Here is a 13,194-nt window from a genome sequence, read left to right on the forward strand (position 1 = left end):
CGACGGACCTCGGGACGCTCTTACACCACGTCTGCGCGCGCCACCGTCGAAATGGCGATGAATGCACGATTCTGGTCCAACTGTTAGTCCTTATAATGGACATATGTTGCGGAACTTAAGCAAATACTATCTTTTTATATGTTGTAACCAAGGTAGCAGTACTCATTTTTGCCATTATTTGGCCACGGCCTTTGTGGCAGACGTGCTGGCGGGTTCGAATCCCTCTGCACTGGGCCCAAAAAGGAAAGGCCCCATCGCTGGGAGCCTTTTCAATCAAGTGGTGGGCGATGAGGGATGTCCGCGTGCGGCTGGCGCCGCCCGCGCCCCGCTTCGTCGCTCCGCTCCTCGCGTGCTGCGCTGGAAAACGCTTGCGCGTTTCTTCAGCTCCGCACCCTTGCGGGTTCGAATCCCATGAAATGGGCCCAAAAAAGAAAGGCTCCCATTGCTGGGAGCCTATCAAATCAGTGGTGGGCGATGAGGGATGTCGCGTGCGGCTGACGCCGCCCGCTTTCGCTTCGGGCCTACGGCCCTCGCGTGCTGCGCTGGAAAACGCTTCGCGTTTCCTCAGCTCCGCACCCTTTCGGGTTCGAATCCCATGCGCTGGGCCCAAACAAAAACGGTCCCCTTGCGAGGACCGTTTCCAATTCAATGGTGGGCGATGAGGGATTCGAACCCCCAGCCTTGTGCGTGTAAAGCACCTGCGCTAACCGTTGCGCCAATCGCCCGTGCGGAGAGAGTATAGCAAAACAATCGCCCCATTCACCTCATATCCATTAAAGGTAACCGGCGCGTGTCACAGCGGAGCTGATTCAGTTGAGATTGCCTGAACATTCCGCCCCTCTTTACGCCCTCGGGTATACTCAAAAGCTACTGATTCGATTTGATGCCCAGCAACAGCAGAGGGGATAGTATATGTGCGGTTTTGTCGGTTTTGTCGGTGGGACGGATAACCAATCCGAGGTGCTCACCAAGATGATGGACCGCATCGTCCATCGCGGTCCCGACATGGGCGGTCAGTTTATCGACGGCCGCGTTGCCCTGGGCTTCCGCCGCCTGTCGATCCTCGACCTGACCGAGGCCGGCGCTCAGCCCATGGCCAATGAGGACGGCAGCGTCGTCATTGTCTTCAACGGCGAGATCTACAACTTCCAAGAACTCCGTTCCGAGCTCGAGGCCAAGGGCTACAAGTTCCACTGCGGCGCCGACACCGAGAGCCTCCTGCACGGCTACGAGGAGTGGGGCGAGGCCGTACTCGATCGTCTGCGCGGTATGTACGCCTTCGTCATCTGGGACAAAAAGAAGAACAAGCTTTTTGGCGCCCGCGACATCTTTGGCATCAAGCCGCTCTACTACTATCCCATGGCCGATGCGGGCGACGGCGCTCCGGGCGTGCTCTTTGGTTCCGAGATCAAGAGCTTCCTGGACTACCCGCACTTCCACAAGGCGGTCAACAAAAAGGCTCTGCGTCCGTACATGACGCTGCAGTATTCGGCGACTGAGGAGACCTTCTTCGAGGGTGTCTACAAGCTGCCGCCGGCGCACTACTTTACCGTCGATATCCCGACCGGCAAGATGAACATCGAGCGCTACTGGGATTGCGATTACTCTGCCGTCGAGAAGCCGTTCGAAGAGTATGTCGATGAGCTGGACGAGGTCGTGCACGAGAGTGTCGAGGCCCATCGCATCGCCGACGTCAAGGTCGCGTCGTTCCTCTCCGGTGGCGTCGACTCCAGCTACATCGCCGCTTGCCTCATGCCCGACAAGACCTTCTCGGTGGGCTTTGACTACAAGAACTTCAACGAGACCAACTACGCCAAGGAACTTTCCGATAAGCTCGGCGTCGAGAACGTTCGCAAGATGATTACCGCCGACGAGTTCTTCGGTGCGCTCGAGGACATCCAGTATCACATGGACGAGCCGCAGTCCAACCTGTCTTCCGTGCCGCTGTGGTTCTTGGCCGAGATGGCCCGCAAGGACGTTACCGTCGTGCTTTCGGGCGAAGGCGCCGACGAGCTCTTTGGCGGCTACGCCTACTACGAGGACACGGTCCCGGTGCGCAAGTACAAAAAGATGGTGCCGCTGCCCATCCGTCGCGCGCTCGGTAACCTGGCGCTGCATATGCCGTACTTCAAGGGACATAACTTCCTGGTCAAGGGTGCCGAGATCCCCGAGAAGTCGTTCCTGGGACAGGCTCTGGTATGGCCGGAGCGCGAGGTCGACGGCGTGCTCAAGCCCGAGTACAACACCGGCGATGGCGCCTTTGAGCTCGCTGTACCCATCTATGCACGCGTGAAGGGCCAGCCCGAACTGGTCAAGAAGCAGTACCTGGACATGAACATGTGGCTTCCGGGCGACATTCTGCTCAAGGCCGACAAGATGTGCATGGCGCACTCGCTGGAGCTGCGCGTGCCTTTCCTGGATCGCAAGGTCATGGAGTTCGCCGAGCACATTCCCGACCGCTACCGCATCAACGAGAACGGCAACAAGCAGGTGCTTCGCCACGCCGCCAACAAGTCGCTGCCCGATGAGTGGGCTACCCGTCCCAAGGTGGGCTTCCCGGTGCCGATCGTCTACTGGCTGCGCGAGCAAAAGTGGTACGACTACGTCAAGGAGTACTTCACCGCGCCGTGGGCAAGCGAGTTTTTCGACACCGACGAGCTCATGCATCTGCTCGACTTACACTTTGCGGGCAAGGGCGATTTCCAGCGCAAGATCTATACGCCGCTCGTGTTCTTGGTGTGGTACAAGCGCTTCTTTATCGACGAGGGCCAGCCTTCTGTTCAGGCTGCCTAGCCTCGGCTTACGAACGCCTGCGCGTAACGGCTCCTCCGGGAGCCGTTTTTGCGCGAGCATGTTTCAGTTACTATGAAAACCGTCCCTGCCAAATGGCTGAGAAAGGCGAAAGATGCACCATTCGGATTCCGCGACCGTGACCACGGTCGATACGCTTGCCAAGCTTCTCGATGTGTGCGGCGAGCTGCGCGCATCGGAGCAGGTTGACGGGCGTGCCGTGACCGGCTGCTCGTTTGATTCGCGCGCGGTTTCGGCAGGGGACGTGTTCTTTTGCAAGGGCGCTGCCTTTAAGCCTGCGTTTTTGAGCATGGCGCTCGATTCGGGCGCCGTCGCATTTGTGTGCGAAGAGTCGCTGGTCGAGTCTCTGGAGCCGCTGGTGAAAGAGAACGGTGCTGCGATGCTGGTTGTTGATAGCGTACGCACGGCGATGGCGCTGTTGCCGCCCGAGGTCTACGACCGTCCCGACCACGACGTTAAGATCGTGGGCATCACCGGTACCAAGGGAAAGACCACGGCCGCTTTTATGCTCCAGTCCATCATCAAGGCGGCGGGCGAGTCCTGCGGCATGATCGGCTCGGTGAACACCGACGATGGTATCGAGTGCTACGAGAGCACCAATACTACGCCCGAGGCCCCCGAGGTCTGGCGCCATATCGCCAACTGCCGTGAGTCCGGTCGCCAGTCCATGGTCATGGAGGTCTCGAGCCAGGCACTCAAGTACCAACGCGTCGAGAATCTGCCGTTTGACGTGGCGTGCTTCCTCAACATCGGCCGTGACCACATCTCGCCGATCGAACACCCCACGTTTGAGGATTATTTTGAGAGCAAACTCAGGATCTTTGACCAGGCGAAGACCGCCGTGGTGAATCTGGGCACCGAAGAGGTTGACCGTGTGTTGGAGGCAGCGTCGACGGCCGAGCGCTTGGTGACCGTTGGCGTCGAGCATCCCGAGGCAAGCCTGTGGGCGAGCGATGTGCGCATGGTCGGCTTTAACATCGAGTTTAACCTGCATGGCCTGTGTGCCGACGAGTCCGAGGCGGGGGAGAAGGTCCTGCTGGGCATCGCGGGCGACTTTAACGTGGAAAACGCGCTGGTCGCTATCGCCGCTGCGCACGAGATCGGCATCGGTATCGATGCCATCAAGAAGGGCCTCTCCAAACTGCGTGTGCCGGGCCGTATGGAGGTCGTGGAGTCGAAGGACGGCCGCGTGATCTGCGTCGTTGACTATGCGCACAACCAGCTTTCGTTCCGTTCGCTTTTCTCGTCGGTCAAGCGCGCGTTTCCCACTAGTCCAGTCATTGCAGTGTTTGGCGCTGCCGGCGGCAAGGCGCAGGAGCGCCGCGAGCAGCTTCCGCGCGAGGCCGCACCATATTCCGACCTGATGATCTTTGCCAACGAGGACCCGGCTCACGAGGACCCGATGAAGGTCTGTCGCGAGCTTGCCGAGCATGTTCCCGACGATACGCCGAACGAGATCATCCTCGATCGCGAAGCCGCTGTGCATGCGGCGTTCAAGGCGGCGCGCGAGGAGTACGTCAGCCCCAATGCTCCCACCATTGTCTTGCTGCTGGCAAAGGGTGACGAGGAGCTCATGCACGTGGGTGACGAGTTCGTGCCTATCGAGAGCGACCTTTCGTTGGCCAATCGCCTGATCGATGTTACCCAGTTTGACTAATGAACCATGATGGCGGCGGCGCCCTGAGTGCGCTGTCGCCATAAGCGTGTTCCCTCAATCAAAACATGCCGTCCAAGTCCAAACCCTTCTACGTAAACGGAGTAACCATGTCCCACAACACCCTGCCGACCGTTGCCGAGCTTTCGGGCGAGATGCGCGAGCGCTTGGCCAAGGTCAAGTACGTCTTTACCGACCTGGATGCCACGATGCTCGCACCCGGCTCGTGCGTGCTGTGCGACAACGACGGCAACCCCTCGACCAAACTCGTCGAGGCCGTCGTGGCACTTGCCCGCGCTGGTATTCAGGTGGTTCCCACCTCGGGCCGCAACCGTACCATGATCCACGAGGACGCGCGCGTGCTCGGCCTCAACTCTTACATTGGTGAGATGGGCGGCCTGGTCATGTACGACCTCAAAGCCAACGATTGGGAGTATCTGACTGGCGACATGCCTTACGACCCCGTCTGCGGCCTTACTCCGCACCAGGTGATCGAGCAGACCGGCGTGTGCGAGAAGATCCTCGCCCGCTGGCCGCACAAGATCGAGTATCACAACGACATGTCGACCGGCTACAAGTACCGCGAGGTCACCGTCGGCATGCGCGGCGATGTGCCCGACGATGAGGTCCAGGCCATCCTCGACGAGGCCGGCTGCGGCCTGGTGTGGGCCTGTAACGGTCACCTGACGCATCTGTCCAAGCCGACGACGCTCGAGCTCGATCGCGTCGAGGACGGTCGCGCGTTCAACATCAACCCCGCGGGTCTCAACAAAGGCGTCGCCATTGCGCGCTTCTGCGAGCACCTGGGGATCGAGCGCGAGGAGACGCTCGCGCTCGGCGACTCCGAGTCCGACTTCTACATGGCCGATCACGTGGGCACGTTCTGTCTGGTCGAGAATGGCCTGACGAGCGCCGGCGCGCCCGAGTTCCTGGCTGCTTGCGAGAACGCTTTCGTTACGCGCGGCAAAATTGTCGACGGTTGGGCGGCGACGGCAGAGCTGCTGGTCGCGGCGCGTTCGTAGCGCGGCGTCGCCGCACTTGGATATGTCTTTTCGAGAGAGACTGGTGAGGTAATGTCCGATATCGAGAATCCGGCAGGCGACACGCGCCCGATCGGTGTGTTCGATTCTGGCCTGGGCGGTCTGACGGTTGCGCGCGCCATCGCGACGGCGCTGCCGCACGAGTCCGTCTACTACTTCGGCGACACCAAACGCTGCCCCTACGGCACGCGCACCGAGGATGAGGTGCGCTCGTTTGCGTTGCAGGCGGGCCGTTGGCTGTCGAAGCACGACGTCAAGATTATGGTCATCGCCTGCAACACGGCGACAGCTGCGGCCTTACGTCTGGCCCAGCAGGTGCTCGACGTTCCCGTGATCGGCGTGATCGCGCCGGGTGCCCGTGCGGCAATCAACAGCACCCGTTCGCGTCGCGTGGGCGTGCTCGCCACCAACCTCACCATTCGCTCGGGCGCTTACACGCGCGCCATTCAGGATCTAGATGCCGGCGTCGACGTATACGGCTGCCCCGCCTCGAGCTTTGTCGAGGTTGTCGAACACGAGCTCGCCTCGGGTGCGCATCTGCAAGAGCAGTGGCTTGAGAACGAGGACATCTTCGATACGCCTGCCGTGCGTGCGCTGGTGGGTGCCACGGTTGAGCCACTGCGCGACCACGGTATCGATACCGTGGTGCTCGGCTGTACGCATTTTCCGCTGTTGGTGGGACCTATCCGCCATGCGCTGGGGTCTGGGGTGCGCGTCGTGAGTTCCGCCGAGGAGACCACACGAGAGCTGACCGATATCCTCACGCGCCGCGAGCAGCTGGCGGGTGACGCCGCCGAGCCGCAGCATCGTTTTGCCACGACGGCCGATAACATTGCCGAGTTTGCGGTGGCGGGCAGCTTTATCTTTGGTCAGCCGCTCAAGAGCATCGAACATATCGATATCGATGAGCTGGAATAGATGTAAGGCAGCCGCCAAAGCCTTCGCCACATCTTTTGCCGAAAGGATATTTCTATGGAGTACATGCAGGTCAACCGCGCCAACGGCCGCGCCGCCAACGAGTTGCGTCCCGTTAAGCTCACCCGTGGCGTCATGAAGCACGCCCACGGTTCGTGCTTGGCCGAGTTCGGCGACACGCGCGTGCTGTGCGCCGCCACCATCGAGGAGGGCGTGCCGGGCTGGCGAAAGGGAGCTAAGGCCGGCTGGGTGACCGCGGAATACGCCATGCTGCCGACGTCGACCGGCAAGCGCTGCAAGCGCGAACACGCCAACCGCAAGGGCCGCTCCATGGAGATCGAGCGCCTCATTGGCCGCAGCCTGCGTACCGTCGTCAACATGAAAGCGCTCGGCGAGTACACCGTCACCGTCGACTGCGATGTGATTCAGGCCGATGGCGGTACGCGTACGGCGAGCATTACCGGCGCCTGGGTGGCACTGCACGACGCCCTCGCCATGTGGGTCGAGGCGGGCAAGATCGAGCGCATCCCACTTACCGGCCAGGTGGCCGCCATCTCCATGGGCGTTGTCGACGGCAATACGCTGCTTGACCTCGATTATTCCGAGGACAGCCATGCCGAAGTCGACATGAACCTCGTCGCCACCGACACCGGTGAGATGATCGAGCTCCAGGGCACTGGCGAGCAGGCGCCCTTTGACCGTAAGCGCCTCAACGCCCTGCTCGACTTGGGCGACAAAGGCATCGCCGAGCTCATCGAGCTTCAGCGCCAAGCCATCGCCTAACCTGCCAAAAAGGGACAGGTTTATTTTGGCAGGTTTTATCTGGGAAAACGTCGAAGTATAAGACTGCCGTTGATTGAGAGGGGAGAGGCGGAGGCCCTCGTCGCCCTCGGCGCGGCATTGCTATAGAGACAAGGAGACCACTCATGGCACTTGAGAAGATCGACATCGACACCCTCGACCCGGCGGCGACCATTGTCGTGGCAACGGGCAACGCCCATAAGCTCACCGAGATCGAGGCCATTTTGGGCAAGGTCATGCCCGAGGTGCGCTTTGTGGCGCTCGGCCAGCTGGGCGAATTTGAGGACCCCGAGGAAAACGGCACGACGTTTTTGGAGAACGCCATCATCAAGGCGCAGGCTGCCGTCGAAGAGACGGGGCTCATGGCCATTGCCGACGATTCGGGCCTGGTCGTCGACGCGCTGGACGGTGAGCCCGGTGTGTATAGCGCGCGCTACGCGGGCGTTCACGGCGACGATGCCGCCAACAATGCCAAGCTGCTCGTGAATCTGGAAGGCGTGGCAGACGAGGACCGCACCGCGCGCTTTATGAGCGTCGTTGCGCTCATCGATACGGACGGCCTGGTCACCTATGGCGAGGGCGCCTGTGAGGGCGTTATCGCGCACGAGGGCCGCGGCGATCACGGCTTTGGCTACGACCCGCTGTTCCTGCCGGTCGATACGCCGGGCAAGACTATGGCCGAGCTCACGGCGGACGAGAAGAACGCCATCAGCCATCGATTCCATGCGCTCGAGCACCTATCCGCCAAACTGACGGGCGAGGAGTAGGCCGTGCGTGCGGTGGTTCAGCGCGTGCTCAACGCCGGCGTGACGGTCGACGGCGAGTACGTGGGCAAAATTGGGCGCGGCTATCTGGTGCTGTTGGGCGTGGGCCACGGCGACACGCGCGCCGAGGCTGATAAGCTGTGGGGCAAGCTCCGCGGCTTGCGCATTAACGAGGACGAGAACGGCAAGACCAACCTGGCACTTGCCGATGTCGACGGCGAGGTTCTCGTAGTGTCGCAGTTCACGCTGTTCGCCGATTGCCGTCACGGCCGCCGCCCATCGTTTACCGATGCCGGCGCCCCCGATGTTGCCAACGAGCTCTACGAGTACTTCTTGACGCTCGTTCGCAAAGATGTCGAACACGTGGCGCACGGCATCTTTGGCGCCGATATGAAAGTCGACTTGGTCAACGACGGTCCGTTCACCATCGTCCTCGATACCGACAATCTGTAAGTAGCCAAATTAGCTACTTGCGCGTGGTCGCAACAGGGTGCTATAGTATTAGAGTTTTGTCTATCTTAGGGGTATTATCCCCTTTTTGAATTGCATCTTCTGGAGGCCCTGTTCATGGAAGAGATGGAAGTCAATCACGTCGACGACATCCACGAGAAGCTGACCGATATGGTGGGCGATCGCGTTAAGGTGAAGGCCAACATGGGCCGCACCCGCGTCGTCGAGCGCATGGGCACCATCAAGAGCGTCCATCCGGCAGTCTTTATCGTCGAGGTTGACGAGCGCCGCGGCCGCAAGTCGCGTCAGTCCTACCAGTATATCGATGTCCTCACCGGTCAGGTCGAGCTGTTCGACCCCGAGAGCGGCGAGCATATCTTTACCCCGCTCGGCAATCAGCTCGAGGAGCACTAGCGGTGACCGATCGGTCCCTGACTCTTTCCGCGCCGGCAAAGATTAACCTCTACCTGGGGGTTCATACCGAGCGCGATGACCGCGGCTACCACAGGGTCGATTCCCTGATGGCAGCCGTCGGTCTTTCCGATTCCGTGACGGTCGCGCCGGCGCAGGCGCTGACCGTCCAGACGGTTCCGGCATCAGATTTTCCCATGCAAAAGAATACGGCGTATCGGGCTGCGGTTGCTATGGCCGAGCATTATGGTCGCGAGGCAAACATCTGCGTGATGATTGAGAAGCGCATTCCATTGTGCGCCGGCTTGGGCGGCCCCTCGACGGATGCGGCCGCGGTCATTGTCGCCTTGGCGGAGCTCTGGGGAATTGATCGCACCGACCCCGCGCTCGACGACATTGCGCGGGGTATTGGTGCTGACGTCCCGTTCTTTTTGCACGCGAGCCCTGCGTTCTACGTAGGTGGGGGAGACGTGCTGGCAACTGAGTATCCCGCGCTGCCCGCAACGCCCGGCGTGTTGGTCAAGCCGCGCGAGGCAAGCGTTTCGACAATTGAAGCCTATCGACGTTTTGACGAGGCTCCGGTGCCTGCAGACAAGCCCGGCGCGATCGCATCTGCCCTTCGCTCGGGAGACGCAGAGGCGGCCTACGCGCTCGTCCACAACAACCTGGGTGCCATTTCCGCACAGATGGAGCCGCAGATTCAAATGGTTCTCGATTGGCTGCGTAAACAGGACGGCACCGTTGCTGTAGATGTGTGCGGATCGGGTGCCTGCTCATTTGCCATTTGCGACACCGCCGCCACGGCCGAAAGGCTTGCCGACGCTGCCCAGCAAAACGGCTGGTGGTCCTGCGCGACGGAGCTCATTCCCAACACGGTTCAAATCGACGCGCCAAAGAAATAAAATTTTCTCTAGCACGCGGCGAAAATCTTTGTTACTATAGTCGAGCTAACGGGTTGTGGCTCAGTTTGGTAGAGCACTGCGTTCGGGACGCAGGGGTCGCTGGTTCAAATCCAGTCAACCCGACCAGAGCATGAGGAGGGACCGCTTCTTGCGGTCCCTTTTTTTAGCTATTGTTGTGATACCGCGATACCCGCGGTATACTCATTCGAGCTTGTCTCGCTGTATTGTGGAGGTCTAAATGTTTGGACTGAGGGCTCCTGAGCTCATCATTATTCTCGTCGTTGTCCTGATTATCTTCGGGCCCAAGAACCTGCCGAAGCTCGGCAAGTCCCTCGGCTCTACCGTCAAGAATATCCGTGAGGGTATGGAGGGCGACGATAAGGCCGAGACCAAGCAGGCCGAGGAGGTCGTGGTCGAGCAGTCCGAGGAGGACAAGGAGATCGCTGAGCTCGAGGCCAAGCTCGCTGCTGCCAAGAAGAAGCAGGCAGAGGACAGCGACGCGGACGCAGAGTAGTCCCATCCCTTTGGGGTGAGCACCTGACCGGCTTGCCCGCAGGCTAGCCGGTCTTTTTCGTTTTGTTGACAGTTGATTGTTTGATCAGAGTTGGGGAGATATCCGTATGGACGCAAGCCAGATCGTACTGACCGCTGAGGGCCGCCAGAAGCTCGTCGAGGAGCTCGCTTGGCGTGAGGGCGATTACGCCAAGGAGATCGTCGAGGACATCAAGGAAGCCCGCGCGTTCGGCGACCTTTCGGAGAACTCCGAGTACGACGCCGCCAAGGACAAGCAGGCCCAGAACGCCGCTCGTATTGCCGAGATCCAGGCCATCCTCGCCAACGCTCAGGTTGCTGCCACCACAGGTGATCTGACCGTCTCCATCGGTTCCACCGTTTCGCTGATTGATCCCAACGGCGAGGTCATGGAAGTCACGCTCGTCGGTACCACCGAGACCAACTCGCTCGAGCACAAGATTTCCAACGAGTCTCCGGTCGGTCACGCCATCATCGGTCACGGCGAGGGCGACTCCGTCGAGGTCGTTACGCCTTCCGGCAAGACTCGCGTCTACACCATCGCCAAGATTGCACGCTAGACCACGGTCCCGCGTAAAGGTTTGTTTTCGCTCCCTGGGACCGAATCCTGGGGAGCGTTTTAGTTTGAGGAGCTAACTTATGGCAGAGAACCAGAACGCCGCAGATCAGGCATCGACGCTCAACGACGAGCGCGCCACCCGCCTGGCCAAGCGCGCCGCCCTGTTCGAGGCGGGCCAGAACCCCTATCCCGAGCACTCTGAGCTTGAGGACTACGTTGCCGATATCGAGGCTAAGTACGCCGAGCTTGCCGATGGCGAGGACACCGAGGACGTCGTGAAGATCGCCGGCCGTGTGGTCGCCAAGCGCGGTCAGGGCAAGATCATGTTCATCGTCGTACGCGATGCGACTGCCGAGATTCAGCTGTTCTGCCGCATCAACGACATGGACGAGGCCGCCTGGAATACGCTCAAGTCCCTCGACCTGGGCGACATCCTGGGCGTGACCGGCGTGGTTGTGCGCACCCAGCGCGGCCAGCTTTCCGTTGCCCCTAAGAGCGCGACCCTGCTTGCCAAGGCCGTTCGTCCGCTGCCCGAGAAGTTCCACGGTCTTTCCGACAAGGAGACCCGCTATCGCCAGCGCTATGTTGACCTGATCGCCAACGACGACGTTCGCGAGACCTTCCGTAAGCGTTCGCAGATTCTCTCCACCTTCCGTCGCTTTATGGAGTCCGACGGCTACATGGAGGTCGAGACCCCCATCCTGCAGACCATCCAGGGCGGCGCTACTGCCAAGCCGTTCATCACGCACTTCAACGCGCTCGATCAGGAGTGCTACCTGCGCATTGCTACCGAGTTGCACCTCAAGCGCTGCATCGTCGGCGGTTTTGAGCGCGTGTTCGAGATCGGCCGTATCTTCCGTAACGAGGGCATGGACCTTACCCACAACCCCGAGTTCACCACGATGGAGGCCTATCGTGCCTTCTCCGACCTCGAGGGCATGAAGGCGCTCGCCCAAGGTGTCATTAAGGCGGCTAACAAGGCCATCGGCAACCCCGAGGTCATCGAGTACCAGGGCCAGACCATCGACCTTTCTGGTGAGTGGGCCAGCCGTCCCATGACCGACATCGTCTCCGACGTGCTCGGCAAACAGGTCACCATCGATACGCCGGTCGAGGAGCTTGCTGCTGCCGCGCGCGAGAAGGGCCTGGAGATTAAGCCCGAGTGGACCGCCGGCAAGATTATCGCCGAGATCTATGACGAGCTGGGCGAGGACACCATCGTCAACCCCACCTTCGTGTGCGATTACCCCATCGAGGTTAGCCCGCTTGCCAAGCGCTTTGAGCATGATCCGCGCCTGACCCATCGCTTTGAGCTGGTCATCGCCGGTCACGAGTACGCGAACGCGTTCTCCGAGCTCAACGACCCGGTCGACCAGGCCGAGCGCTTCGCTGCCCAGATGGCCGAGAAGGCCGGCGGCGACGATGAGGCCATGGAGTACGATGAGGATTACGTGCGTGCCCTCGAGTACGGTATGCCTCCCGCGGGCGGCATCGGCATCGGTATCGACCGCGTGGTCATGCTGCTCACCAACCAGGCTTCCATCCGCGACGTGCTGCTGTTCCCGCACATGAAGCCCGAGAAGGGTTTCCAGTCCGGTGCCGCTGCTGCCAAGGCCGCCGAGGCCGGCAACGCCGCGAGCCCCTTCGTCAAGCCGCTTAAGCCCACGGTTGATTATTCCAAGATCGCCGTCGAGCCGCTGTTTGAGGAGTTCGTCGACTTTGATACCTTCTCCAAGAGCGATTTCCGCGCTGTGAAGGTCAAGGCGTGCGAGGCCGTCAAGAAGTCCAAGAAGCTGCTGAACTTTACGCTCGACGACGGCACTGGCACCGACCGCACCATCCTCTCCGGCATTCACGGTTATTATGAGCCCGAGGACCTGGTCGGCAAGACTCTGCTCGCCATCACCAACCTGCCTCCGCGCAAGATGATGGGCATTCCCAGCTGCGGCATGCTCATCAGCGCTATCCACGAGGAGGATGGTGAGGAGCGTCTCAACCTGATCCAGCTCGACGCCTCCATCCCCGCCGGCGCAAAGATGTACTAGGGGGTTACGCGGTTCTACGAACCGCGTAACGGCTCGACGCTGCGCGGGCCGCATTTGGACAATCTGACGTTCAACTTCAAGGGCGCGACCAGAAGGTCAGCGCCCTTTCGTTTCACGTCACCTTGCCTCAAATGCGGTCCGCTCGCTGACGTTGCCAATACATCGGCGTTGCCTTGGCCGTCAATAGTCATTGGGGACGTTCTTAAACGACTACCCAACGGCTATTGAGCACATGGCTCGCATGGCAGCCGTCTCTTTTATGTTTCCCTTGATTGGCAACTTCATCCGAACACCTCCCATATTCATCCGTA

Annotated in this window: 12 protein-coding genes and 2 tRNA genes; 13 read left to right on the forward strand and 1 reads right to left on the reverse strand. The window is 60.6% G+C overall.

Annotated features, from left to right (window positions below; translation table 11 throughout):
• Positions 1-649: 649 nt before the first annotated feature.
• Positions 650-725 (reverse strand) — tRNA-Val (locus tag DWW12_RS09160).
• A 187-nt stretch (positions 726-912) separates the two neighbouring features.
• Here DWW12_RS09160 and asnB point away from each other — a divergent pair.
• The 13 genes from asnB to lysS all read left to right on the forward strand — a co-directional run bounded on the left by asnB (position 913) and on the right by lysS (position 12,883).
• Complete coding sequence (gene asnB / locus DWW12_RS09165; RefSeq protein WP_117855786.1) at positions 913-2,793, forward strand: asparagine synthase (glutamine-hydrolyzing); 1,881 nt, start codon at positions 913-915, stop codon at positions 2,791-2,793.
• 112 nt (positions 2,794-2,905) lie between these two features.
• Entirely contained in the window at positions 2,906-4,468 is a 1,563-nt protein-coding gene (locus tag DWW12_RS09170) for a Mur ligase family protein (RefSeq protein WP_117855787.1), read from the forward strand.
• A gap of 107 nt (positions 4,469-4,575) precedes the next feature.
• On the forward strand, positions 4,576-5,487 hold the full coding sequence (locus DWW12_RS09175) for an HAD family hydrolase (protein WP_117563806.1): 912 nt from the start codon (positions 4,576-4,578) through the stop codon (positions 5,485-5,487).
• A gap of 51 nt (positions 5,488-5,538) precedes the next feature.
• Entirely contained in the window at positions 5,539-6,423 is an 885-nt protein-coding gene (gene murI / locus DWW12_RS09180; protein WP_117563805.1) for a glutamate racemase, read from the forward strand.
• A gap of 54 nt (positions 6,424-6,477) precedes the next feature.
• Positions 6,478-7,203 (forward strand): ribonuclease PH, encoded by a 726-nt coding sequence (rph, locus tag DWW12_RS09185; protein ID WP_117563804.1) that lies wholly within the window; start codon positions 6,478-6,480, stop codon positions 7,201-7,203.
• 143 nt (positions 7,204-7,346) lie between these two features.
• The gene (gene rdgB, locus DWW12_RS09190) at positions 7,347-7,988 is read left to right on the forward strand and encodes an RdgB/HAM1 family non-canonical purine NTP pyrophosphatase (RefSeq protein ID WP_117635961.1); all 642 of its coding nucleotides are present in this window, start codon (positions 7,347-7,349) and stop codon (positions 7,986-7,988) included.
• 3 nt (positions 7,989-7,991) lie between these two features.
• Complete coding sequence (gene dtd, locus DWW12_RS09195) at positions 7,992-8,438, forward strand: D-aminoacyl-tRNA deacylase (RefSeq protein WP_117563802.1); 447 nt, start codon at positions 7,992-7,994, stop codon at positions 8,436-8,438.
• Between the two features lie 114 nt (positions 8,439-8,552).
• Complete coding sequence (locus tag DWW12_RS09200) at positions 8,553-8,849, forward strand: Veg family protein (RefSeq protein ID WP_006234957.1); 297 nt, start codon at positions 8,553-8,555, stop codon at positions 8,847-8,849.
• Positions 8,850-8,851: 2 nt separating this feature from the next.
• A complete protein-coding gene (ispE, locus tag DWW12_RS09205) occupies positions 8,852-9,748 on the forward strand; it encodes a 4-(cytidine 5'-diphospho)-2-C-methyl-D-erythritol kinase (RefSeq protein ID WP_233506758.1) in 897 nt (298 codons plus the stop codon).
• A gap of 49 nt (positions 9,749-9,797) precedes the next feature.
• Positions 9,798-9,874 (forward strand) — tRNA-Pro (locus DWW12_RS09210).
• 112 nt (positions 9,875-9,986) lie between these two features.
• Entirely contained in the window at positions 9,987-10,262 is a 276-nt protein-coding gene (tatA, locus tag DWW12_RS09215; protein ID WP_022094895.1) for a twin-arginine translocase TatA/TatE family subunit, read from the forward strand.
• A 106-nt stretch (positions 10,263-10,368) separates the two neighbouring features.
• Entirely contained in the window at positions 10,369-10,839 is a 471-nt protein-coding gene (gene greA / locus DWW12_RS09220; RefSeq protein WP_006234960.1) for a transcription elongation factor GreA, read from the forward strand.
• 79 nt (positions 10,840-10,918) lie between these two features.
• Positions 10,919-12,883 (forward strand): lysine--tRNA ligase, encoded by a 1,965-nt coding sequence (gene lysS / locus DWW12_RS09225; RefSeq protein ID WP_117855788.1) that lies wholly within the window; start codon positions 10,919-10,921, stop codon positions 12,881-12,883.
• The last annotated feature ends 311 nt before the right edge of the window (positions 12,884-13,194 follow it).

Origin of the sequence: Collinsella sp. AF14-35 (assembly GCF_003464565.1) — a bacterium.
Lineage (GTDB): Bacteria > Actinomycetota > Coriobacteriia > Coriobacteriales > Coriobacteriaceae > Collinsella.

Excerpts from the sequence above, each read along its gene's own strand:
- lysS (WP_117855788.1), top strand. The coding sequence starts at position 10,919 with ATGGCAGAGAACCAGAACGCCGCAGATCAGGCATCGACGCTCAACGAC.
- tatA (WP_022094895.1), top strand. The coding sequence starts at position 9,987 with ATGTTTGGACTGAGGGCTCCTGAGCTCATCATTATTCTCGTCGTTGTC.
- DWW12_RS09170 (WP_117855787.1), top strand. The coding sequence starts at position 2,906 with ATGCACCATTCGGATTCCGCGACCGTGACCACGGTCGATACGCTTGCC.
- greA (WP_006234960.1), top strand. The coding sequence starts at position 10,369 with ATGGACGCAAGCCAGATCGTACTGACCGCTGAGGGCCGCCAGAAGCTC.
- DWW12_RS09175 (WP_117563806.1), top strand. The coding sequence starts at position 4,576 with ATGTCCCACAACACCCTGCCGACCGTTGCCGAGCTTTCGGGCGAGATG.
- rph (WP_117563804.1), top strand. The coding sequence starts at position 6,478 with ATGGAGTACATGCAGGTCAACCGCGCCAACGGCCGCGCCGCCAACGAG.
- rdgB (WP_117635961.1), top strand. The coding sequence starts at position 7,347 with ATGGCACTTGAGAAGATCGACATCGACACCCTCGACCCGGCGGCGACC.
- murI (WP_117563805.1), top strand. The coding sequence starts at position 5,539 with ATGTCCGATATCGAGAATCCGGCAGGCGACACGCGCCCGATCGGTGTG.
- DWW12_RS09200 (WP_006234957.1), top strand. The coding sequence starts at position 8,553 with ATGGAAGAGATGGAAGTCAATCACGTCGACGACATCCACGAGAAGCTG.
- asnB (WP_117855786.1), top strand. The coding sequence starts at position 913 with ATGTGCGGTTTTGTCGGTTTTGTCGGTGGGACGGATAACCAATCCGAG.